Annotated in this window: 22 protein-coding genes; 15 read left to right on the top strand and 7 right to left on the bottom strand. The window is 43.4% G+C overall.

Translation table 11 applies throughout. The annotated features are described in order from the left end of the window. Positions 1-360 precede the first annotated feature (360 nt). Positions 361-3,273, bottom strand: coding sequence for a TonB-dependent receptor (locus AX660_RS14850; protein WP_068378323.1), 2,913 nt, complete (start codon positions 3,271-3,273; stop codon positions 361-363). A gap of 108 nt (positions 3,274-3,381) precedes the next feature. Further along, positions 3,382-6,807: a LamG-like jellyroll fold domain-containing protein gene (locus AX660_RS14845; RefSeq protein ID WP_068378321.1), complete on the bottom strand. Its 3,426-nt coding sequence runs from the start codon at positions 6,805-6,807 to the stop codon at positions 3,382-3,384. 311 nt (positions 6,808-7,118) lie between these two features. Between AX660_RS14845 and AX660_RS14840 the strand changes: the two genes are divergently transcribed. The 7 genes from AX660_RS14840 (at position 7,119) to AX660_RS14810 (ending at position 12,026) form a co-directional block, all read left to right on the top strand. Further along, entirely contained in the window at positions 7,119-8,066 is a 948-nt protein-coding gene (locus tag AX660_RS14840; protein WP_068378319.1) for a glycoside hydrolase family 43 protein, read from the top strand. 115 nt (positions 8,067-8,181) lie between these two features. Further along, entirely contained in the window at positions 8,182-8,745 is a 564-nt protein-coding gene (locus tag AX660_RS14835) for a hypothetical protein (protein WP_068378317.1), read from the top strand. A 24-nt stretch (positions 8,746-8,769) separates the two neighbouring features. Further along, the gene (locus tag AX660_RS14830) at positions 8,770-9,663 is read left to right on the top strand and encodes a hypothetical protein (RefSeq protein WP_068378315.1); all 894 of its coding nucleotides are present in this window, start codon (positions 8,770-8,772) and stop codon (positions 9,661-9,663) included. Positions 9,664-9,684: 21 nt separating this feature from the next. Beyond that, positions 9,685-10,086 carry a hypothetical protein gene (locus AX660_RS14825; protein WP_068378314.1) on the top strand — a complete coding sequence of 134 codons (402 nt, stop codon included), beginning with the start codon at positions 9,685-9,687 and terminating at the stop codon, positions 10,084-10,086. Then, the gene (locus AX660_RS14820) at positions 10,086-10,604 is read left to right on the top strand and encodes a hypothetical protein (RefSeq protein WP_068378312.1); all 519 of its coding nucleotides are present in this window, start codon (positions 10,086-10,088) and stop codon (positions 10,602-10,604) included. Before AX660_RS14825 ends, AX660_RS14820 begins: the two co-directional genes overlap by 1 nt. After that, positions 10,601-11,158 carry a hypothetical protein gene (locus tag AX660_RS14815; protein WP_068378310.1) on the top strand — a complete coding sequence of 186 codons (558 nt, stop codon included), beginning with the start codon at positions 10,601-10,603 and terminating at the stop codon, positions 11,156-11,158. The genes AX660_RS14820 and AX660_RS14815 overlap by 4 nt, the downstream gene beginning before the upstream one ends. A gap of 1 nt (position 11,159) precedes the next feature. Then, positions 11,160-12,026, top strand: a complete 867-nt coding sequence (locus AX660_RS14810; RefSeq protein ID WP_068378308.1) for a hypothetical protein — start codon at positions 11,160-11,162, stop codon at positions 12,024-12,026. Between the two features lie 21 nt (positions 12,027-12,047). Here the strand turns inward: AX660_RS14810 and AX660_RS14805 are convergent, their stop codons facing one another. Beyond that, positions 12,048-12,833, bottom strand: a complete 786-nt coding sequence (locus AX660_RS14805; protein WP_068378306.1) for a hypothetical protein — start codon at positions 12,831-12,833, stop codon at positions 12,048-12,050. 168 nt (positions 12,834-13,001) lie between these two features. Between AX660_RS14805 and AX660_RS14800 the strand changes: the two genes are divergently transcribed. Beyond that, positions 13,002-13,454: a hypothetical protein gene (locus AX660_RS14800; protein ID WP_068378304.1), complete on the top strand. Its 453-nt coding sequence runs from the start codon at positions 13,002-13,004 to the stop codon at positions 13,452-13,454. Next, complete coding sequence (locus AX660_RS14795; RefSeq protein WP_068378302.1) at positions 13,451-14,374, top strand: lytic transglycosylase domain-containing protein; 924 nt, start codon at positions 13,451-13,453, stop codon at positions 14,372-14,374. Before AX660_RS14800 ends, AX660_RS14795 begins: the two co-directional genes overlap by 4 nt. 58 nt (positions 14,375-14,432) lie before the next feature. On the opposite strand, the gene AX660_RS14790 is transcribed toward AX660_RS14795, so the two are convergent. Then, on the bottom strand, positions 14,433-15,398 hold the full coding sequence (locus AX660_RS14790; protein WP_068378300.1) for a calcium/sodium antiporter: 966 nt from the start codon (positions 15,396-15,398) through the stop codon (positions 14,433-14,435). 294 nt (positions 15,399-15,692) lie between these two features. Between AX660_RS14790 and AX660_RS14785 the strand changes: the two genes are divergently transcribed. After that, complete coding sequence (locus AX660_RS14785) at positions 15,693-16,247, top strand: hypothetical protein (protein ID WP_068378299.1); 555 nt, start codon at positions 15,693-15,695, stop codon at positions 16,245-16,247. Between the two features lie 219 nt (positions 16,248-16,466). On the opposite strand, the gene AX660_RS14780 is transcribed toward AX660_RS14785, so the two are convergent. Genes AX660_RS14780 through AX660_RS14770 form a run of 3 tightly spaced genes read right to left on the bottom strand, consistent with a single transcriptional unit; the run spans position 16,467 to position 18,884 of the window. Further along, on the bottom strand, positions 16,467-16,919 hold the full coding sequence (locus AX660_RS14780) for a hypothetical protein (protein ID WP_068378297.1): 453 nt from the start codon (positions 16,917-16,919) through the stop codon (positions 16,467-16,469). 26 nt (positions 16,920-16,945) lie between these two features. Further along, complete coding sequence (locus tag AX660_RS14775; protein ID WP_068378295.1) at positions 16,946-17,848, bottom strand: alpha/beta hydrolase; 903 nt, start codon at positions 17,846-17,848, stop codon at positions 16,946-16,948. After that, entirely contained in the window at positions 17,841-18,884 is a 1,044-nt protein-coding gene (locus AX660_RS14770) for a serine hydrolase domain-containing protein (protein WP_068378293.1), read from the bottom strand. Before AX660_RS14770 ends, AX660_RS14775 begins: the two co-directional genes overlap by 8 nt. Before the next feature lie 244 nt (positions 18,885-19,128). Between AX660_RS14770 and AX660_RS14765 the strand changes: the two genes are divergently transcribed. The 5 genes from AX660_RS14765 to AX660_RS14745 all read left to right on the top strand — a co-directional run bounded on the left by AX660_RS14765 (position 19,129) and on the right by AX660_RS14745 (position 24,625). After that, a complete protein-coding gene (locus AX660_RS14765) occupies positions 19,129-20,772 on the top strand; it encodes a hypothetical protein (protein WP_131811813.1) in 1,644 nt (547 codons plus the stop codon). Next, complete coding sequence (locus tag AX660_RS14760; protein WP_068378289.1) at positions 20,762-21,295, top strand: hypothetical protein; 534 nt, start codon at positions 20,762-20,764, stop codon at positions 21,293-21,295. The genes AX660_RS14765 and AX660_RS14760 overlap by 11 nt, the downstream gene beginning before the upstream one ends. Before the next feature lie 26 nt (positions 21,296-21,321). Continuing rightward, positions 21,322-22,545: a hypothetical protein gene (locus AX660_RS14755; RefSeq protein ID WP_068378287.1), complete on the top strand. Its 1,224-nt coding sequence runs from the start codon at positions 21,322-21,324 to the stop codon at positions 22,543-22,545. Positions 22,546-22,548: 3 nt separating this feature from the next. Continuing rightward, positions 22,549-23,229, top strand: coding sequence for an RluA family pseudouridine synthase (locus AX660_RS14750; RefSeq protein ID WP_235594753.1), 681 nt, complete (start codon positions 22,549-22,551; stop codon positions 23,227-23,229). A gap of 235 nt (positions 23,230-23,464) precedes the next feature. Further along, a complete protein-coding gene (locus AX660_RS14745) occupies positions 23,465-24,625 on the top strand; it encodes an efflux RND transporter periplasmic adaptor subunit (protein WP_068378283.1) in 1,161 nt (386 codons plus the stop codon). The last annotated feature ends 16 nt before the right edge of the window (positions 24,626-24,641 follow it).

The following is a 24,641-nucleotide window of genomic DNA, read 5'->3' as shown; positions in this document are numbered from 1 at the left end:
TTACTGCTATACGCTCAGGAGGATTCAGTATTGTTATAGGAGGCAGATTATGTAGAAGAATTAAAAGAAATAACCAAGAAGAATGAAATAAAAGCTTATTAAACAGGTATTTAATTAAAAATTAACACTTAAAAACATTGTTATATATCGTGCATGAATTTATTTTTTCGCACGTTAACATGCTTTTACGTTTCTATTGCTGAGCTCTTACATCGCCATTTTCAGACAATCAGCTTATTAACACATCACTAACAGAGAATATTTTTCAACCTTTTATTTGTAATACAATAATATATGTATATTCTCAATTTAAGCAAAAAAAAGCCCCGCATGAGCGAGGCATAAACACAGACAATAAAATTACAACGAATAACGCATACCTAAAGCAAAGGTACGGCTATAAATGCCACTGGAGAAATTATAAGTATCAGGATATTGGTAATAGGCCTGAAACTTCTCATCGGTGAGGTTGGTGGCATCAAAGGTCAGCACCATATTTTCTGTTACGTTATACGACAATTGAAAATCTAAGCTGGTTTCAGGTGCACGATAACGAGCTAAGGGATTAGCAAAAATCGCCGCTTCGTTGTCGTAACGAAAGGCATCACGCCACACATAAGATAAACGGCTGCTGAAAGCGTCTTTTTCATAAGCCAGTACCACACTGTAAGACGAGTCCGACACCCCAAACATCTCAACCGTATCGTAGCCGATTGGCTCAGGATTAGTAGGGGCGTCCTGATCGTAAACCGGTAAATCCTGTGATGAGTCCAAATTCGTATAACTAGCCTGAATACCAAAACCATCCAATAAACCAGGTAGACTTTCAGGGAAATACACCAAACCTATTTCATAACCTTTTAGACTGCCGTTGGCTGAGTTATCTGGGCGGTTTAAGATATGTAGCAACTCACCAATTTCATTACCATTGCTATCCACGTCATCAGGATAATCATAATAAATTTCAGTACGCGAGCCGACCACTAAGCCTTGAATGTCGCGGTCAAACAAGGTGGCATAAATGGCATTGGCCTCACCAAAATAATATTCAAAAGATAAATCCAGATTGGCAGAGATCGTTGGTTTTAAAAATGGATTACCTGAGTTAGCCGTGCCTGTGCCTACCGAGGTTACCCCTTTAGAATAAGTGGTATACGGATTTAACGAGCCAAAATCAGGGCGACGCATGGTTTCGGTATACGACAACCTAAGCAAAAAATCGTCGGCAAAAGTATAACGGGCAATGAAGGATGGCAGAATATCACTGCTGCTGTTTTCCCCCTTATCCTGTTCAACAATTTGATTAGCCGTATCTACCCGGTCAAAAATATAGGGGGTTTTGGCATCGGTATAACGCAGGCCAAACGTACCATCTAAAATACCGCCGGGTACGTCATACTCAAATTTTGCCTGAGCATATAAATCGATGGTGGTTTCTTCAGCTTCAAAAGTACGTCGTGAAATTAACGACGCACCACCGGTTAGATAGTTATCAATTGGCTCACCATTCTCATCTGTAAAACCATATAACTCGCGGAAAAAGTCTTTGTTATTAACCATATAATCGATGTTACCAATCAACCAACCACTGGGAAATTGTGCGCGGCCATCAAAGAAATTTTCGGTCGCATCTAAAAACGCCGTGGGCATGCTCGTCATCGGAATATCGTATTGACTGACCAATACATTGGCACCACGACTACGGTTATTAGTATTGCGTTTTTCATACAATAAACCAAAGTCGATTTGCGTTATGCCAGCAAATTCAACATACCAATTAGCATCCAGATAAAGCGCATCTGACTTACCCTCATCACGACTGCCGTTATCCCAAGCTGGCCCCATAGAATATAAACGTGGATCAAGTAAGTCGGATTCGTCGATATCTGCGGTGGTAGGATTATCATGAAACTCTAAACCCGGCACACCTTCAGCCGTATTAAAATCCACTGTCATGGCGTAATAATCATGCAACAAACGGATGGCAAAAAAGTCTGAGGTAAATACACTTTTTTGTGTAACAAGCTCTGCCTCTAAATGAAAATAATCGCTCAGCTCCCACTGACCACCCAAGGCAAACATGTAGGTATCGGTTTGTCTTTCATCAGCATCAGTACTGTTAAAGTCGGTTTCCCAAACACCATAACGTGGGTCGCCATCATAGACAGTGCGCGACTTAACTAAGTTAGTGCCTTCGTAAAATTCGATCTCATCATCAAAATTGATGTTATAAGCCGAGTCTGGGTAAGAGAAAAACAAGCTATTACGTACGGTTTCACGATAACCGTTATAAAAAGCTTCAAATAGATATTCTGACTTTTCATTGGGCGCAAATTGCAAAGACAAATTTACCGCGGGGCGTTCACGTTGTCCCGATAGATCACTGGCAAATACCGCATCACGCGACAAAATATATTCGTTTTCTACACCGTTAGTATTTAAGGTTGAGCCTATGGTATTGGGCAAACCCTGCTCTAAACCAGGGTTCCAGTAAGCTGAGTTGATCCGCTCGTAAGCTGGAAAATCACCGGTGTTGCCAAAACGGTCTAAACCCGCACCTTCAGGCGAGCCAGTAAAATACGGGAATACCGCACCAGCAGTTATGCCTTGATCGCGCCAGTTGGTTTTGGCATAAGCCACATTTAACAAGGCACCAAATTTACCCGCGTCAAGTTGCCATACATTACTGGCCATGGCACTTATATTCGGATCAAAAGTACCTTCTTGATCCGAATATATGCCACGTGCCGCCACCACAAACTTTTCACCCTCAAAATTGAAAGGGCGCTGGGTCATCACGTCAACTTGCCCAGCAATGCCACTAGGGATCTTGTCTGCTGAACGGGCTTTATATACATCAACCCGCGAAATCAACGAAGCGGGTGTATCTGCCATAGTATAAAAACGCCCCGTACCGATATACATCTGCCGGCCGTTAACTGTGGTAGTAATGTCACTTAAACCACGGATCGACAAAGTACCCACTTCGCCACGGTCGCGGTTAGTAACCTGCACACCGGGCACACGCTGTAGGGCTTCAATCACGTTGTTATCGGGAAACTTACCGATATCTTCGGCCACGATAGAATCCACAACTTCAATTTTTTCTCTTTTAATATCAATAGCTTTAGCCAAGCTGCTACGGATACCCGTGACTTCAATCACTTCGAGGCTGTCATCTACTGCAACTGCAGCTTGTTGTGCAAAGGCACCTTGACTCAGCGTCAACAAGGATGTCGCGACTGCCAAGCTTAATAAGGAGGGCTTAAACATGTTTTTACTCCCAAAATTTCCTGCAACTGATTTGCCTATCAATTCGCCAATCAGCTACGAATAATGTTGTTCAATGCTGAGGGAGAAATCTCCCTCAGGGCTTGGTTATTATTGAGCATTGCCTTCAGAAAATAAGGCTTGGACATCATCAATCGACAGTGGATCGTCATAGATAACCAACTCGTCCATCAGGCCGTTATAATTGGCATCCCATGGGAAAAGGTTAGTTGCCAAGGCAAATCCAGAAGCACTGCCGACTTTAGTAAATACATCGGGAAAGCCCTCAAGGCTCGCCACCAATTGACCATTAAGGTAAGCACTAAAGCTGCCTTCATTGACCACGATAACTATGTGTGACCATGTACTATTGGGAATTAAGCTGCCCAAGTTACCGTCAAACCATTGCTCGCCTGACCACAACATGGTCTGCCCACTTGGACCAAAAGGCGCCACACTTACCCAACTATTACTTGCCGCATATCCAAAAAATGCCGAGGTATATTGGGTTTTAGCCGTAGGGTTAAGCCACATTGCAATCGAATAACTGAAGTCAGTAACCAAACCATTAGGTAATTTAACCCCTGGGCCTTGGTCACCAAGGAACTTGATGGCGTTACCTACAGCACCGGCAGCATAAGTTACTACTTTGTCGGTTGGGGTAATGAGAGGTGTTTCAGGTGTTTTATCTGCCGCAACACCAGCATTAAAGTTGCCTAAACTATCTTCAAGATTGTCTTCAAAGCTAAAGCGAGCAATTGGAGCTGGAGGAGTAAGAGAGATAACCGTCGCAACAAACTGCTTAGTAGTTGATTGCCCAGCTAAGGTCATGGTGGCAGTCAAGGTTACAGTTACATCAGCTTCGCCGCGCAAAGGACGTGTGACTTTTCCACTAGCGGGGTCGATGACGCTGCTGTTAGACGATGTCCAACTCAAGGCTGACGCAAAGGGGCCAGAATATGGCAACACTAAGTCAGTGATGACATAATCCAAATTACCTAAATCTAAGGCTTGTTCAGCGATAGTTAACAACTGATCGGCTGGTAATCTGTCTACTTCTAAAGCTTTTACTTCCGCTGCAGTCAGTGCTTCATCATAAATGCTTAGTTCATCATAAGCGGCAATCGTAGGTGCATCCCAGAAATTAAGACCCAAAGTGATGATGGTGCCCTCTGGTGAATTGGTGAATACGTCACGCAGATTAGAGCCTGAGCCCACTTGCGTACCGTCATAATAAATCTGGAACGAGCCATTTTTCACAGCAAAAGCTACGTGATGCCATTCATTCACCGGATAACTCACGCCAGTAACGCCATCTAACCAAGAGACATTGCCAGCATCATCCACCCAGTTGGACCACAACATCAGTTGCGCATTCCAGCTAACCGGTAGGAAACTCGCCCATCTTGAAGGGTCAACAGACTGGGCGGCAAAAAAGGCTGGACGGAAGAATTGGTCAGCCATTTGCTGGTTCAACCAAAATGACACTGTGTACTGATAGCTGTCGATTAAGTCATTAGGTAATAACACGCCATAACTACCATCTAAATTAACGGCTTTACCTACTTGTCCATCGATGTAAACCGCTGCAATGGGCGACTCGTCCGCTACACTAGTGGCAGCTCTACCATCTGCATAATGCAACAAACTATCACTCAGGTTGTTTTCAAATGGATAATAGGCAGTGCGGTTATAAGTTGAGCGTTCAGCCACGATGACATCTTTAGTGACCGTCATGGTTTGGCCCAATACATTGATAGTGGCTGTTAAGGTTATTGTTTGATCACCCTCGCCAACGTTAGGCCGAGTCACTGTGCCATCGGCAGCGATATAGCGGGGTTTATTGGAAGACCATGTCAGCTGAGCACCACGTGCCCCACTGGCCGGAAAACTCAGGCTTTGTTTCACTACCAAGGTTTGGCTAGGATCAGCTTCATTAATAAAGGTTTGTTCCACTGCGGCATTAATATCATCCACAATTTGCGCCACTGATTTAGTGGGTAACTTAGCGGCAAGTAAGGTTTCACCCTCTGCACTTAAGCCTGAAATAACGACTTCAAGACGTTCATCTTCAACGTTCCATTGCCACTTAGCTACTGCTTCATAGCTGCTATTGTCGTCAATCGACAAACTAATTCTGCCGGGTTTATCTGCGTAAAGTTTATAAACGCCACTCAAATCACCCTGCACATAACGACCTTGATTGGTCAGTGTCACGTATACCGAAGTATGTTCGTCACCATTGCTGTCTTTGCCTTGCAAAATTAGGCGGTAATCACCGGCGATATCAGCGGGGTCAACTACATTATCACCTTGAATTGGTGCATAACGGTGAGGAGAAACCACTAACCAATTATCATTATTGAGCCACATTTCGTGTACACGCACAGCATGTGCTTCAGCGTTATCGTAACGACCTTCTTCTTGGGGAAAACGGGTATGGGTAAACAGTAAATATTTACCTAACTGCTCATCATATAAGGCAGAGTTATGACCCGGTGCGTTGTAACCATATTGAGCAGATGGGTCGCCAAAGGCTGAAGCCCATAAATGACTACCCAGCAACTTGTTACCCATTTCGTTGGCAACAGTGGCGTTAACCATGTCATTGCCAGCGGCATCTAAATATGGGCCATCAGGTGTGCGCGAACGAGCGACACGAATATTGTAACCACCGTCGGCAGCAAAACCCGCGTCAGACCAAAACAGGAAGTAATAGTCACTGTCAGGGCTATAAATAACAAACGCGCCTTCGATAGCGTTGAAATTACCGCCCACTAAATGTTTACCAAAACCCTGACCCGCTTCAGGTTTGCCGGTGGTTTCATCCATGGCTAACACAAAAATTCCACCAGAATAGGAGCCGTAAACCATCCACAGTTTGTCATTTTTATCATAAAAAGCGGCAGGGTCGATGCCATTGGGATGCACCGCTGGATTATAATTATCTACACCATCCACCGGGTAAGTGGCAAGTTCACCATCCCGATAACCTGTACGCAAAAAGATACCGCTATCTGTGTATGGGCCTTCAACTGAATCAGATTCTGCCAGTCCTAAATACGAACGATGGTGACAGACTTCATCAAACTCTGGTGTACTTGGATTATCCTGACCACAGTGATTGTAATAAAACCAAAACTTACCATTGGGTGCTTGAATTACATCGGCTGCCCAGTTACCAATAAAACCATCTGTCCAGGCTATGCCTTCGGCGATTTCAGAAGCGTAAGTATCAAACAAAGGAGTATCACTTACTGAGTTAGAGATATATTCCCAGCCCATCAAATCACTAGACTTAGCCGCCGCCATGTGCGAACCAAAAACATAATACGTGCCATCCACTTTTACTATGGATGGATCATGCACACCGATATCGTTGTATAAGGAACTGTCGGAAATGTTCGCCGTAGGATCAACGACTTGTTGATTAATAGGTGCCGTGTAGGATGGGGGAGGATTACTATCATCCCCTGAACCACCGCATCCTGAAACTGCCACAATCCCACTCAAAACGAGTGCCATCTTTAGTTTCATGTTGGTTTGCCTCATGTGTTGTGTGCTAATTCTTATCGTGGTTGAACTAGGTACATTTGATTAAAATACGTTTTTCAGTTACAAATCAAAATACTTGTCATACAATATTACTATAGTATTTAATTTGATTTTTACATAAGATTAACCTGCTTTGCAATTAATATTATTAATTTTAACATTTGACTTACGTTTGCCCATTTAACTCGCTAAATTACTGCCTTTGCAGCCAACTCAAATAATTGAGATTGTCGAAAAAGCAGATCTTTTATTTTAGATAAATAGGGGGCAACTTGTAATACCAAGGAATTACCATGTTTAAATCTTCTTTATGCGCTGTCGTCTTGTTACTTAGCACACCAGCTGCCGCCAAAAACCCGTTGTTTGAAAATGTATTTACTGCAGATCCAGCTGCTTTAGTCGATGGTGATACCGTGTATTTGTACACTGGCCATGATGAAGCTAAAGACAATAATGTGTTTTTTGAAATGCATGATTGGTTAGTGTTTTCGTCTAAGGACATGAAACACTGGACGCCCCACGGAGCTATCATGCAAGCCATTGATTTTCGCTGGGCAAAAGGCGACGCTTGGGCGGCTCATATGGTTAAACGAGAAGGTAAATATTACTTTTACACCACAGTTCGCCATAAAGATGATAAACCTGGTTTTGCCATTGGAGTCGCCGTATCCGACTCTCCTACAGGCCCGTTTAAAGATGCACTAGGTAAGGCTCTGGTCACAGACGATATGACCAAACAAACCCCCAATGACTGGGACGATATTGATCCCGCGATTTACATCGAAGAAAACGGCGATGTATATATGTTTTTTGGCAACTTGATGCCTAAGTACGTCAAACTCAAAGACAATATGATCGAATTGGATGGTGAAATTAAAACACTGGATTTACCCAAGTTTACCGAAGCCGCTTGGGTGCACAAAAAAGACGACAATTATTATTTGTCTTACGCTTGCGAATTTCCCGAAAAAATCTGTTACGCCATGAGCAAAAGCATCCATGGCCCGTGGGAATATAAAGGGATCCTTAACGAAATAGCCGGTAACAGTGAAACTAATCACCAGTCCATTATTGAATTCAAAGGTAAGTCCTATTTTATTTATCACACCGGCGCTGTGCCACCGCTTAATGGCCAACACAGCGGGGGGCGTTTCCGTCGTTCGGTGGCCATCGACGCACTGAATTACAATGCTGATGGCACACTTAAACGAGTAATTATGACCAGCGAAGGAATTCAATAAACCTTCCTAATTAAACAAATTCGTTATACCCAAGCCACTTGGGTATAAAGAACTCACTAAAAAATCCCTCTAAGCTTTTCATATGCAAACTTATCCATACTAAAGGAGTTTGTTTATGACTTATTTCAACCCCAAAAACAGTTTAAGCCAAAGTGTAAAACGCCTCACTGCACTTGCCCTGTTGACCACTTTAGGTGCGTGTAGCAGCACACCCAGTCACGTGTTGTCGTCACCCGCGCCCATTGTCAATACCGCACCAGCAGAGGTGATTGACCAAGATTGTCTGCTGCAAGCCTCACAAATGGCACACTCTGCCGAAACCTCTGGTGCGACCGCGCAATATGTTACGGCCGCTCGTTACATGCAGTCTTGTATGCAACAGCCTCTGCCTGCGCCACTGGATAAAAACCAAAGTCAGGCAGTTATGCAGTTGATGGCCAATATCACCCTTAATTTTATTCAGGGTGGTGATATCGCCGCCGCTCAGCAGCAGTTGCGTCATTTTGATCGAAAATTTGCCAACCAAGACTTGTATTTACCCGACTTTACTTCGTTTCGTGATACCGCCAGCGCCTTATTACAAGGAACAAGTATGAGCAAACATCAGCTCGCCAATCTCAATATCAGCCGCGAGCTCCGAAACGAGCTGGAACGTCAACAATATTGGTTATCTCACTAAGACACGCTTGTATAAGGAAAAATCATGAAAAACCATCTTCGTTTATTGAGTTTGGCCATTGGTCTCTCTCTAGGTAGCGCAGCCTTGTTATGCACTAGCCAGGTATTAGCGCAAAGCCCTACTTTTGTGCAAAACAACGATTGGCGCCCGGTTGCCAGTGACAAGTTGATCACTTTACCTGCCAATATTATTGAAAAACGCATCGAACAGGATTTTAGCGCCTCGCCCATGGCCATGCGTTTAGTTGAACTTGATAATCAAATGGACAATACCACCTCGCGCATCGCCAGTTTGCAGCAAGACCTAGCTCAGGCTGAGGGGCCAATGCTGGACGATTTACAGTATGAATTGGTGCAACAAAAGTCGACGTATCTTGATGTACTACAAGAAAGTTTTGAGTTGCGTAAAAACAGCTTAATCAAAAAACAACAGATATATCAGGATGTATTAAGTAAATATCGCCAGCAACAAAACACCGCGAGCAGCAGTATTAAAGTCCAAATAAAACGCCAACAACAAGAGGCTCAAGCCAGAATGGAAGCGGTGATGGCTCAAGTGGATCAAAACTTGATGCACACGGGTTACAACACGGCCTCCCCTTATGCTGATGAATATGCCAGTAACCTAGCGCAAATCGATCAGTTAAAAGACAAGATCAATCAACATAAAGCCAACGCCGCGCCCACCATTGATGGCGCCGAGGTCAGCTCTGAAGAATATATCCGCCAGTTATTACACGATGCCTCCATGCACCAGTCCTTGCTTGACCAAGAAGGTTTAATGCTCAGCTACATGGCCCGTTTAGTGGCTTTAGATGCACAAGCTTTGGAATACCAAATGGCCTATGGCGAGAGCGACGGTAACAAAATCAAACCCCAGGTAGCCAAAGCCAGTCAGGCTGTTGGTCTGTTTTTATAAATTGTAAACAAGGACTCCAAGATGAAAACATTATTCAGTCTCACCACTTTTATGGCATTGCTTTGTTTGAGCAGTTTTAACGCTGCGGCACAAAGTAACTCATTGTTTAGTTTGCAAAATTTAGAGCGTGAACGGGCGGCTTTGTTAACTACCCTGACCGATGCCAATATCAGCATGGAAGTACGCCAGCAAAAATCTAACTCCATCTATCGACGTATGGCGGATATCGAACGTATGGTATTGCGTGATGAACGCCTAGCCAATAGTGACAAAGTATTAGTGCAAAACGCCTTTGCTAATTACGACTTGACGTTTTTAGTCCATGCCAGCGCCGAGCGTAAAATCCAGCCCTTGAGCCAGTGGATGAACACCTTAGGTATTAACGCTGCCAGCATAGCCCAAAGCAAACAAGGCTACCGCTAATGGCCACGCCCGTTAATGCCATTAATGCCATCAACTCGGTGAAAATGCTGGGCAAAGGCTCCTTGGTGATCATTGGCCTAAGCATTATTGCGTTGGCTGGTTTGAGTTACCTGACTAACATGCCTTTAAGTGCCTTACTGGCATGGGCAAAAGTGGTATTTGGCTGGAGTTTTGCCCTGCTGTTTTCGGGCCTATTAGTCACCGGCATACTCGCCAGTCAAAAACTACGTAAGGGCTGTAATCCTTATTATTGGTATGAAGTCGGTCAACAGGCCGCTAATGGTATATCCACCTTGGCACTGACTTTTACCCTGCTGGGTATCAGTTTAGGCATTGGCAGTTTGTCTGATCAACCTCTGAATCCGGAAAATATCCAACAGATTATCAGTAACTTAACCAAACAATTTTCTACCGCCTTTATGACCACAGTAGTGGGTTTACCCGCCGCCAGCTTGATCCGAGCCTGGGTAGGTATTCAATATTATGCGGTCATGACCAAAGAGGAGAGCAAAGCATGAGAACCCTATTTTTTAGTTTGATTGTGGTGATATCTGGCTACTATTTATTAAATCAAACCGACAGCGGTAATGCCCTGCTGAGCAAGGTGATGCCCAGTCAACAAATTGAGCAGACCACGGATGAGTTATTAAACAAGGTAGACAGCCGCCTGCAAGATTTTGCTCATAAACAATCAAGTGAGCAAAACCGCAAAATCCAGCAGTTAGAGCAACAAATAAAGGACTTAAGCGCCCTACTGGCGAATCAACAAGCTATGCAACAAACAGTACAACAAGTAGCGCCACAAAAAACGCAAAAACCAGCAGAGACAAAAGAATTTAAAACCGCAGAGCTAAGTTCTCAAAGGGTGGAAAACCATGAGCTTAATTTACCGCCAAATGTAAGTGAAATTAAGGGACAAACCGCTTCTTATGTCGCTAACACTAAAATGAATGAGCAGAGTTTTGACACTACTGCCAGTAAAACCTTGCAACGACAAAAACAAGCTTCCTTACAAGATATCGCAGCCCGTATGGAGCAAGTATCCCTACAAATATCTAAGGGTAATTATTAATATGTTTAAGCCTGCCAGCGGTAAATTTAGCCTAGTATTAGTGCTGGTAGCCCTGTTGGTATTTGCGATTTATTCGTGGTTAAACATGCACTGGTGGCAACAAGAGTTACAGCAAAAACTTAAGCTGCTTGATGTGAGTACAATTATTAGTAGCCAAAACACGGTAGAAGATAATGCGTTACTTATCAGCGATATTGCTTTGCCACAAACACCTAAACGTGTCGCGCCTGTACTTGCAACATCAAACCAGCCTACAGTAATCCCTGCGGTCGACGAGTTGCAAAGCCCAGCGCCAAGTAATGCTAAGCTTGTGGTAAAATTTGCCGACAAAGCTGAACTCAAAACACCGCAACAAAAGCCCAAGCCCGAACCTCAACAAGAGCCCAAACAAGAGCCAAGACAGGAACAAACTGCCGCGCAGGTTTATGCGCAGTTACAAGCAGATAACAGTCTGGATCTGCAAATCGCCTTACCGGCAAGTCCAGCCAAACAGCAACAGTTATTAAACTACTTTTATCGCTGTGCCGCTGTGCAGTTTGCCGTTTTGCAGCAACAACAGCTCAGCTACTTGTCACCTCAACGTTATGTGCCGGTCAGCCAATGGTTGAGAGTAGCCAATGGCTCTTTAAGTAAACAAGAACAACAATGGTTAGCCCAGCAAAAAGGCATTCCAATTCGCATATTTCCCCAAACTATCGATCAGCGTTTAGCTCAGTATATTGCGACAAACCTTAACGGTACAAAACTCAGCAGTTTACGTGCGACTTATAAGTTAAGCCCTTCAGGTTTAACCTTAAGTAACATCAATTTGAACAATCAGAGTATTAACAGTAATTGGCTGTTGCACCACAGCCAATGCACAGCGTAGCAGTAAAAAATACTAGGTAATTTAGCGATAATCGCAGGGTGGGTTTTCAGCTATGACTTGAGAAACGAATTGTCCAAAAAAGTCTTGAGTTTGCGCATCAATTTCCAGTGAAGATATATAGGGTAATAAATCCGCAGAATTTGCCGTGATGATCTCATAAAAAACCAGTGCAGATAAAAACTTACCTAAATAAGAAGCATGATTTCCATCAGCATGGTGCAATACCAACTCTGGCCGTAAAGCTATCACCTTATTCCACACCAAACCTATTGGTGCCACACAAGCCGACTGCTTGGCAGCAATACTAAGGTGTAAGTCATACAACATCTGACCTTCGGTATTATTGCCACGTTGTGGATGCTCAGGAAAAAGTATGGGAGTGGCTTGTTGTGCTTTTGCCAATTGGATCCACCGCTGAGCCCCTTCAGTCGGATAATCAACCTGACCACTTTGTGAATATTTTTGCGCCTGTAAGATGACGTGAGTCCAAGTCTCATTTTTTAATATATTCACTGATGCGCCATCACTTAGGCGATCCGTTAAATAAAGCTGACTGCTGGCTTCTCGAGTCGTTACCGTTTTGTTGGCTAAACCATGGACTATTAGTGTATTTATCAATGCGGATAAACCACCAATGTGACTGTTACCAAACAAGACTACCTTATAAATATCTTTAGCTGTGTTATCTGGAATAGCAATATTAGTACCTGCGAGCACACTATCCGGTACAACGGCTGGCTCACCCTCAGAGGAGTTACATGCTACCAAAAGTAAGAGGGGTAAAAATAAAAACTGCTTAAATTTCATCGGGCTAATGAGCTCATTTATCAAACATCAATTACGTAGCTAACACAGTTGTAACATCAATTAACCCGCTTTTTCAATTAATGATCTCACCTCACCCTGACATAAAACCGCTCAAAGCTTTGCATACCCTAAGACGAATGGCCTTAGATGGTTTTAACGGAGTTAAACATGCACAACCAACCTTCTTACGATACCAGCTCACAAGCCATGACAGAGGTGGCATTAGGTTTATCCATGGCCTTTTTTGCCTTATTGATCGTCGCCTTGTTGTCAGTACAAATGCCGTCACAAAACAAGGAGTTAAAAGTAAAGCAAGTCGACAAAGTAGCAACTGATGACTCACAAAAAGTACAAATTAAAGAGGCTAACAAACAAGCAAAAACCACTTCCGCAGTAAGTGATACTCAATTTATCTTTTTTTATCAGGGCCGTTTTATCGATCAACAACTACAACCCGTGGTGCTCAGTCGGCTACAAACTGCTACGCCAGTAGTATTGGCAGTAGAGCAAACCTTAAGTTTTGCTGAGGTCATCAACATTCGCCATAAAATTAATCACCCCTCTTTGTCCATCACCCTACTCACCCAGGAATGGCAAAACTTACTGGAGCAACAGCCATGAATTTTCACTTTTCTCGATTAAAAGTTCAGATTTTACTGTCACTCATCTTGGCCAGTGTGCTGAGTTTTAACACCATGGCAGCAGGGTTGTCCCAACAAGATATTCAACAAATGTTAATTGATGAGGCACTTAAACAAAATGTGGAGCCGGCTTTGGTACTCGCCATCGCCAAAGTGGAGTCGGATTTTAATCCAATGGCACTCAGTCATGCAGGCGCCAAAGGGGTGATGCAAATTATGCCCGCCACTGCCAAAAACGGCTTTAATGTGGCTAGTCACGACTTGTATCAACCACAGATTAATATTCGTGTGGGCGTGGCCTATATCAAACAATTACTTGAGCAATATCAGGGGAAATTGGATATAGCGCTGTCCCATTATAACGGTGGCTCGGCAGTAAAACGGCCTAACGGACAACTGAGAGTTATTCCCGCCACTCACAATTATGTCAATAAAGTAAAACTCTATGCCCAGCGTTATCAACAAGAAGCTGACAGCCCCCTATTGGCTCAGCAAACCAAGGCTGTTTATGCCCATACTGAACTAAGAAATAGAGGGCGTTTGTCTTACGCGCAGCAAATGGCTCAAGACGAAACAAGTGCTGCACAACTCAATTCTTCAAGCGTGCAGAACATCACAAATAAACCAGCGACTATGCTTAATGTGGCAGCTAACGAAGGGCGTATTGATGAGCTACAACAACTCAGGGTACATAACTTAACCCGCATATTGGGGCCTAAAAAGCAAAAACCTATGGATGACTATTCAGCCAATTTAATGGCCAGTCAAGACTCATGGAATATGGGTGTAAGTATCGTAGGAACAGTGCGTAATTTTGCACAACTGGACTCACAACAATCACCACCAGCCTATGGCAGTAAACAGCAAAAAGTCGCCAGCTGGGAGGCGATATTTGACTGAGTGGATAATCTGACTCAATAATTTAAGTTGGCAGTAAAAACTGCCAAAAATCCATAAATTAAAAGGCACTACTGATCAAGTAAGCGGTATAAACACAAAATACCGTCAGCAGCAGTGCACCTTCTAGGCGGTTTATCCGCCCTGCTTTTTTAAAGCCAATCCCCAAGATCAACAAGGCAAGTGTTAAACCAAACATCAATGTCCAGTCGCGGCTTAGAATAACGCTATCGACAGGCATAGGTTCAATCAAAACGGCGATACCCACCACAGCCAAGGTGTTAAATAAATTTGAGCCAATAATGTTACCTAAGGCGATATCGTGCTGACCCTTTTTAATCGCCATTAACGAAGAGGCCAGTTCGGGTAATGAAGTACCAACGGCCACCACAGTTAAACCAATCACTAAATCACTTACCCCTAAGTCTTGTGCAATATACACAGCACCATAGACCAAAAACCGAGAAGCCACGATGAGCAAGATCAAGCCAACTACCAACCAGACTAGCGCTTGTTTTAGACTCATGCTGTTGGTACTGACTTCATTAATCATATCGTTGGCTAGTGGATCTTGTGGATTACGCATTCCCTGCCACACAGACCAACTCATCACCGCCACAAACACAGCCAGTAAACACCATCCGTCGGTGCGGCTTAATTGATGATCAAATAATTGCCAGCCGGCAAACAGCGTAATAAGCAGTAATAAAGGTAGCTCTTTTTTAAGGACTTGTGAGTGCACATTAATCGGGCTGAGTAAGGCAACCAAACCAATGATCAAGGCAATATTGGTAATATTTGAACCATAGGCATTACCCAGCGCCAAAGCTGGATTGCCATCAGCAGCAGCCATGGCAGACACCACCATTTCCGGTGCCGAGGTGCCAAAACCGACCACCAGCATGCCAATTAATAAGGGCGGCATGCCGCCATAATTAGCCGCTGACGCTGCACCATCCACAAAACGATCAGCACTCCACACTAACAAAGCCAAACCACATACCAAGGCCAAAATTGCCAGTAACATTTGATGTTTCCTAGGTTAAATAAAACGCTCAAGCTTAGCAGGAGTGATAATGTTTGGCATTAGTCCGCCAAAAAGATAGTTACAGGATATTTTTAGATTAAAGCAAAGCTATATAGAAAATTGCTTGATCCAGCGCATTGGCTTTTTTGAGCAAATTCATCATGCTAATGGACAAATAATTACGCTAGCAGTTATGATGCAAGTAGCTTGTACTATGTTGCAATCAGCAAGGTAAAACCTACTTATGCAAGACCAAACAAAACCTCTACGACAAAATTAATTAATAGGAAAATAATGTTAAAAATAATACAGGGAACACTACTCTTACCTACTTTATTACTCGGCGCGCAAGTCAATGCCCAAGAAATGAATTCTGCTCATGAAAAAAATTGGAGTGTGGGTATTGGCTCTTATGCCTTTGTGGTAGTAAATGATGAAGACAGTACTAACGATGATTTCAATTTTTCCGGTTTTAATTTAGCAGCTGCTTATGCATTTAATAATCACTTCCAAATCAGAGCGACTTATTTTTCATTAGAAAATGATGACTTTTCCAATTTAGACAGTAAAGGCTATGACTTGATGGCCTACGGCGGTGTCGGTTTCTCTGAAAAAGGCTTTAGAGGCTATGGTGGAGGTGGTTTCTTCTCTGACAAATGGAGTTTTGAAAATGAAAACGATACTTTTTCAGGATTTCAACTTGGCGGAGGTTTAGGTTATAACTGGGGCCCTGTCGCTTTAGACTTTGTATTAAATTTACGTCAGGCAGATAAATATGAAGATTATTTTTATGCCACAGGAACTTATGTTGCGATGTCTGGCGCTTTAACGGTGTCCTATTTGTTCTAAACAATGTCTACAACTAAGTTATTTTAGCTTTCATCTTTCCTAATTAGCTTACAACTTAAAGCAGTCCAAATGGCTGCTTTGTTGACTATCCAGTCTCCAATTTATTCTTTTATCGGTGCTCTACAATGGATAACTTTCGCTCCTAACTTTTACTAGTTCGACTCCTGTTTCATAAAAAGATAAAACGTGTCTCATTTTTTACAAAACAACTCGTAGTATTTATTGAGTAATTGATAAACCCTCCCAACTATTCTTAGTACCCAAAAAATAAAACAGCCCAAAAACACAACAAATCACTGAACTCACTAACCAGAATGTCGTGGAGTTTTGGCTAATCGCAGGATGTTTAGAGACAAAGGGCAACACTAAACCTGCGATGCCGCGCAGCAGATAAATAGCCGTAATAAATACCAGTCCTAGTTTTAACAAGGGCAGTTTTACAATTACACCTGCGCCCGATAAGGCATACAAACCAAAAACAAAAAGAATGACAGCAATGCCCAAAGTAATAATGATTGGTTGCATACTGCCGGATTTTGCAAGTTGTGCCATGCCTTCACCTGCCCCAAAAAACCGATACCAAGCCGGCCCACCAATGACAATGGCCACATGCAACAATGCAGCAATAAAACTGAGGGTCGCTGCAATTTTAAGTTGAGTACTTCCATCCATTACCCACATCCTTTTAGTCGTTAATTTTATTCGAGGCCAAAACCCGTTTTAATATATTCCACTGCTTTTTTGTGCGCCTTTAAATCACCAGTGACACTAAGCCACTTAACCACATCATGGCCAACATCTTTATTCATAAAACTGTGGGTTGAAACACCTTGCTCAGCTAATTTTCGGATAAACAATTCTTCTTCCGCTCGCGAATTCTCATACTGACCAAATATATTAAATGTAGTTGGTAAACCCGCTAAGCTTGATGCCCAAAGTGGCGAGCCAACATCACTTCTGCTGTCCGTTTCCTGCGCAAAGTACTGCTCTTTACATTCTGTCCAAGACGAACCGCCGCCATCTAAGGCGGCATAAACCAGCAACTGAAAGACTATTTTAGGGGCATCAGTTTCTTGCAAAGCTCTTATGGATGTTGCTGCCGCAAAATACGCACCTGTGCTTTCACCACTAATAGCAAATTTTGTGCGATCGATGTCTAAACTCTTTGCATTGTCCCAAATCCATTTTACCGCGTCATAGACATCATTGTGGGCAGCAGGATATTTAAACTCAGGTGCGAGTCGATAATCGATGGCCACCACAGTGACATTACTTTCTTTGGCTAAATAACGAGAAACTTCATCATGACTATCTAGGCTACCAGCAACCCAACAGGCACCATGCACATAGATCAGCACGGGTGAAGGGCCTTTAGTGCTCGGCTTATAAACGCGAATTGCGATATCCCGTTGGTCTAACTTGAGCTTGATATCTTTAACACTCGCCAACGGAATGTTAGTTGTAGCAGGTTTAAAAGATTCAACCTGATCGCGAAACTGCTCAATACTCTCGGGGGTAGAAAGCCAAGCAGCTTGAGATTGACACTGAGCGGCATAAAAAAGACTTAATACAAGTAACAGATAATTTATCGACTTATTCATGTTTCAATTCCCTGTGTAAAATTTTTACTATGCGGTTGTACACAATCTCAGCGGTATTCCAATGATAGCCGCCAGTGGTATTGTTAAATTGAATAACCACGGTATCAATATCTTGGTGGTATTTGGCAATACTTTGATAACCCGGTACCCAGCCAGTATGTTCGTAAACGTAAATGGAAGAATAGATTTCCCGTTCACCTTCAGCAAACACCGAACCATCGTTTAAGGCTCGCAAAAATATCCCCACATCCTGTGCTGACGCGATCATCGAGGTGATCCTAGACCCATACTCAGAGGCCTTTAAATCTTCTTCTATGCCAACATAATAACCACTCATCACATCGTCTAGGTTGACATCATTAATCGAGCCAAAAGTATGCTGCAAGCCAAGAGGCTCTAGAATTTCTTGTTGGTAATATTGGAAGTTGTCATAAGCCAAGACCTTGTTAATCAGTTCGGAAATCAATAAATAATTGGTATTGGAATATTCATAATCTGCATCCGGTTTAAAGTTAGCCGGTTTATCCAGCACTAAAGCTAGGGCTTCTTCACTGCTGTTGGGTGGGTTTGACCAAAAGTCGGGAGATTCGGTTAAATTAGGAATACCACTGCGATGTTGCACCATTAAGCCCAAGGTGATTTTATCCGCATACTCAATTCTGCCCACCAATTCCGGAAAATACTCAGCAAGGGTGCCATCCAACGACAAGCGTTTGGCACTGATTAATTTGGTAATAGCCACGGCATCGTATAACTTACTGATACTGGCAATTTTGAACAGAGCGTGGGGATTGGCAGGAATTTGTATATCTCGGTCGTGCCAACCAGCGGCATAAAACTCGGGAGGCTGACCCGCTTTATCCACATAGACGATCATACCATCTAAGCCATGACCAATGGCTTCATCAACTTGCGCCTGCACCGTTGCGGGCAGAGGTAAAATCCACGCTTTGACTAATACCCACGGCACAAAAAACATGGAAATTATGGTTGCACTTAGCAACACTATTCTAAATACCTGTTTCTTTTTTGACATGAGGTTTTACCTTTAAAGCCAACACACACTTGTTTGTATCTGACAAATGCAGAAAGTTTAAAATACAAGTGATGAAAAGGTCGCAGAATTAAAGTTCTGCTAACACACTCGATTTTTGCTCAAAAAACGTTCGCCAGTTTGACTACTTATTACCTCACTGTAAACTTTATATTTTTTCCATGGTGCAAGATAAGACATTGAATTTTTTGCCTATTTGGATAGAGTGGAGAGCAACTTAGTTAGAATGACAAGCACTATGCCTACGACGGCCAGATTTGGGGTCAGTGATAGTTTACGCAGTATTTTTGCCGGTTTAAGTCAGGCACAAGGCCGCTATGGGCAAAAATACAGCGACCAAGACATCAACAAAGTTAAACAATATATTTGTTGCCGCAACTACAGCAAGGCTAGCCTCGAGCTAGTTTACCTGTGCTGGGCTATTGTTAATGCCTGCCCTGCGCGCCGTGGTGCCACTCAATTAGAAGCGTTTTTTTGGCTAGATGAAGCCCATAGTCCTCAACGCTGCCGCTTAGCTTTTAGTCAGCCGTGGCAAGGTGAGGCAGGACAAGTGGCAATCACCAGCGATTATTTAAGCCTGAACATTGGCAAAGGCGCTGGCAGTAAAAGCTTTAACATTTCACCGGCCAGAGTGGGGGTATTAGCCGTATTGATGGAGTTTATTGTGACGGTGGATCCGAGTTTGCTCACTCACCTGCACAACACTTTATTTGGCGGCAATGATAAAGACATCGACCAAGTTGCCAGACTCATTCAACAAAGCATCTACCAATTTTTAAAAGAGCACCTACCCGAAGCGCAAATTCAAACCCGCTATCGTTATTTTGAAAACTGGTTAAACAGCAATGGTATTAGCCCAAGCACTTTAGATGACACTCACATCATCACCTTTTGGCAAGATGCCTGCGCTGATGAGCAAGCACAAAGTTATGTATTGTATTCAACCGCCTTATTTGATGCCCTGGATGCCATCAGTGCCATGCATATTGTCAGCAGCCAACAGGCTGTAAACTTTGCTGCCAGTTTTGGTCAGCAGGCCGAGCAAGGTGAGGTTAATCCTGAGCAAGTAGTAGCCAGCCAATTTGATGATGAAAAAGGGGAAATGTTGCAAACCTTGGCTTTTGCCGATGTGGCCACTTTCGACGAAGTAAAAACCCTGTGTATTATGCCCAAGTGCCTCACTATCGAAGAAGCCGAATGGCTGCAGCCTTTAGTGAGCTATACCCCTTACATCAAACCTTTTTTACTGTCTTTTATGCGTTTGCAGGTCTTTGCCAAATGGCAAAGTGTTTTAGTACAGGCCAAACGAAAATCCGCTGCGACCTTAACTGAAAAACTGGCCGAGCCGCCGGTACAAGCTTACGCCATGTATCAACTCGAAATCGACGGCCTGACAAAAGCACTAGAAAATACCCAGCTCTGTTTGCAGCATGTATTACTTAATATTGAGCCTGAATACGCTTGTGCTGAACTGTTACAACAACTGCCAACTGCGCAGTTACAACAAATTGGCCAATGGTTGGCTGAACATAGAGCCCATGAGGCCATATCAAGTGAGTCGTGGCACAGCCTAAGCAAACAACTGAGTTTACAATTCCCGCCTTTTAGGCACTTGTGCGATTTAAGCGCTCAAGCCTTTAAGAAAAATAACAAAGCAGGTTTTAAACAATTACCCAGCAGCGAACAAGGTGATATTTACCTCGCCGCCTTTGAACATATAACAAGTTTGCAAAAGCTGACTCAAGCCCATGGCAAGGCAGTTGAGCAATTGGCAGAAACCTCAGGCAGCTTATCGCGCATTTTTAGCTCTGATGTTTGCATATTCAGCCATAGATTTAACACACTTTATGGAGATCACCATGCAAGCTAATGCTGCCACACCGGCAGAAGCCCTATTTATCGCAAAAGTGGCTTTTCGAGAACTGAATAACACTAGCTCAGAGCCTGCGGTTTTATATAACGATTTAATGCGTTTGGTCAGTCAGCATGCGCCCTCTAACAGTAAAGAGTTAATGGCAAAAATTAATGCCAGCCTGCCACTGCGCAAACAATATATGGTGCTGGTCAGGTGCCAGCGTTTTACTCAAAGTCAGGCTCTTGCTGCTGCCAGTAGCAAGGAAGAAATGCCGCTTAGGCAAAACCAAGATTTTAGCCTCAAATTTAAACGCGACAGTGTAGAGCACAGCCAAATATTTGCCTTGTTACACATTACTCACCCCACTGACTCTCATTCTGCCTACCCTGTGGTGCTAAATGTAATCAGTGGCGAGCAGTGTGAGCGCATCGAATTTCCGCCCTTAATTGATGGTGCCAGCCAGTGTTTATTTGACCAAAGCGATAAAGCTTTGCAGCTCTTACTCGACGCGGACGCGGAAATCAGCATAATGCCCTAATAGAGCAGCGCAAACAGGGCGACTAAATGAAAGTACATGTCATGGTGGCAACCACCCAAGGGTTAGTTGCCATTCAAAAGATCTATGCACAAGATCCTGACATTCGCTCTGTGGTATCCATTAACGGCACCTCAACCGTCTCCCCCATCAGTGCTGCCTATCATCATTTTGTCAAAAAAGGCGTTGGCATTATCGAAGCTGATTTTGGTGCTTCGTCTTATCGCGTTAATATTGATGGAGCCATTGATCAAGGGAACAGCTGGCAATTGGCCTTTTATTTAGCCCATGCTGCCCACGCACAAGACATGCTTGGCAACGGTCAACCGCAAACAGGTGATTGGGTTGTTTGTGCCACTGGCGAAGTGAATACCAGTGAAAAGACCGTATTAGCGGTGGAACAAACGGCCTTAAAAATCGAACGTGCAGCAAGTAAAATAGCTGAGTGGCCAAGTAATATTACTATGCATTTTATCCTACCTAAGGCTAGCGAGAATGCAGCAAATACAGCGACTATTGACCAACTTAAAGCAACCCAATTAGTTTACGTAGCATCACTGCAACAAGCCTTAGTACATTTACCCACTAGCAACACCAACAGCTTAATTAAAAAGCCCATAACAACAGTAAGTACTAACAAGCAAGTCAACAACAAAACTAAACTAACGAAGTATTATCCCCTACTTGTCTTGGTGGTACTAAGCTTAACTATCTACTTAGTGGTGTATAACAACAAGCAACTAGCCGGCTCGTTGCCTTGGCAAAATAACACCCCAGCATACGATAAAATCATCTCCAACAATGGCATGCAAACTAACAACAGCAGGCCAAACAAAACCCTATTGCGTTTGGCTTATAGCAAGGCTGACACTTGCACCAAGAGCAGTTTAAGTTTTCAAGAGTTAGTGGCAAACAATGGCGCGTTTGCCAAGGCACACCATGAGCAATTATGTGATATTCGTTTAGTATCAGAACAGGTTTTTAGCACAGTACTGGCGATCAATATCAAGTCACACCGTTTTGTACAGGCGACTAAACAGCAAAATGCCTTTGTGATCCCTGTGCCTAACAGCAGTGCAGATTACCTGCTTATAGCTTTTTTAAGTCCTATCGATAGTAATACTGTCAAACAGATCCATGCTTATTTATTCAATCTAAGCGATGACTATGTGATTAATGACTCAGATCTCAGGCAACTTGCCATTTTAGCAGGGCTAGAATACCAGCTATTTAGCCATCAACTCGCTGGATAAATTTTGCGCTTAACACCCAACATTGTGGATGATTTTGTCGCGCCACCTTGCCATGAGCAGATTGAAATATTACTGCAAGATGAGCACATAATGTTGATCAACAAACCCAGTGGCTTACTGAGTTTATCCGGTAAAAATCCACGGAACCTAGATTCAGTCCATCATCGTTTAGTGCAAGATTATCCTGATATCACCCTCGCCCATCGGCTCGATTTTGGTACCTCTGGCATTATGTTGTTGGCGCTGAATAAAAGCGTCAACGCACTCCTCAATAAGCAGTTTCAAGCGCGTACTGTGATTAAACATTACGAAGCCATGTTAGATGGACATCTAACCAACGACAATGGCCGTATTGATTACCCCATCAGTAAAGACAAAGCCAACTTTCCCCGCCTTAAAGTCTGTTATGAGCAAGGCCAAAGCGCGATAAGTGATTATCAAGTGCTTGAACGATTAAGCCAGCCCGCTCGAACCCGAGTCCGTTTTAGCCCAGTGACAGGCCGCACCCACCAACTGCGCATTCACAGTCAGGCTAAAGGTCATCCCATCTTAGGTTGTGATCTATACGGCACAGCGCAAACTCAGGTGCTCGCCCCTAGATTGTTATTACATGCCGTTGAACTTGAGTTTGACCATCCTCAAAGTCAACAACGACTCAAGATCAACTGCCCTTGCCCATTTTGATTGGCATAGTTGCTATTGGCCAAAGCCTCACACTCAATAATTTATAGAATGAACATTTACCACTCAATTTATCACAAAGTATTTACCTCTCATTTACACTCATAACACATTTTCACAAATATCAATATTTACGCGACATTTATTTCAATAATTATAATTTTTATGGAAATTTAAATTGTAAAACAGCAACTAAATAATTTAGAATGAACGTTCACTACAAATAGAGAAATTTAAAATGACACATACCCGCATCATATTTTTTACCCTTTCAGTTCTGGCGGGTTCTGTTGCTTTGGCTGGCTGTGGCCAAAATGATCAACAAGTCGCTATGCCTGCTGCTCAAGCTGTGCCCGTAGGCGTTGTCACCATACAAAGTCAAACTGTGACCTTGACCAAAGAGTTGCCGGGACGTATAGCGGCTTCTCAAATTGCTGAAATCCGTCCACAGGTGAGTGGCATAGTGCAATCTCGTTTATTTATCGAAGGCACAGAGGTCAAGGCCGGTCAGGCTCTATATCAAATTGATCCGGCGAGTTTTGAAGCGGAGGTTGCCAGTGCAAAAGCGGCGGTATCCAGAGCGCAAGCGAGCATTGCCAGCAACAAAGCTAAAACTAAACGTTACACGGAGTTGTTAAAGATCAACGCGGTGAGTCAGCAAGATTTTGATGAAGCAGATGCCGCCTACAAACAAGCAGAGGCTGATTTGCTTACCGCTCAAGCACAACTCAAAACCACCCAAATCAATCTGAATTACAGCAAGGTTTCGGCACCGATTGACGGCCAAATCAGTAAATCGTCGGTTACTGTCGGTGCGCTGGTTAGCGCTAATCAATCTAACGCTTTAGCTACCGTTACTCAGTTAGATCCTATTTATGTTGACCTAACTCAATCGAGCACTGAACTGCTGCAACTGAAACAAGCCTTGGCATCAGGTGCTTTGGGTGCAGGCAAAGCTCAAACTGAAGTTAAATTAATGCTCGAAGACGGCTCGGTGTACGCCCACACAGGGACTTTGCAGTTTTCAGAAGTCACAGTTGACCCAAGTACTGGCTCAGTGACCTTAAGAGCACAGTTTGATAATCCAGAAAAACTACTACTGCCGGGCATGTATGTGCGAGCCGTGGTGGTTGAAGGGGTCAAAACCAACGCTATTTTAGCGCCACAACATGGCATTAGTCGTAATCAAAAAGGCCAAGCCACCGCGATGGTTGCCAATAAAGACGGCGTAGTCGAAGCACGCATATTGCAGGCAGATCGTACTATAGGCACAGACTGGCTCATCGAATCAGGTTTATCTGCGGGAGATCAATTGATCGTTGAGGGTTTGCAAAAAATCCGTCCTGGCGCCCCTGTTCAGGCAAGTCCTGCTGAATCAGCTACTGCGAACACCCACTAAGGTCTCATAAAAGGAA

Origin of the sequence: Paraglaciecola hydrolytica (genome assembly GCF_001565895.1) — a bacterium.
In the GTDB taxonomy this organism is placed as follows: domain Bacteria; phylum Pseudomonadota; class Gammaproteobacteria; order Enterobacterales; family Alteromonadaceae; genus Paraglaciecola; species Paraglaciecola hydrolytica.
Note: the sequence above shows the minus strand (reverse complement) of the source record. Positions and strands in the feature narration are given on the sequence as shown.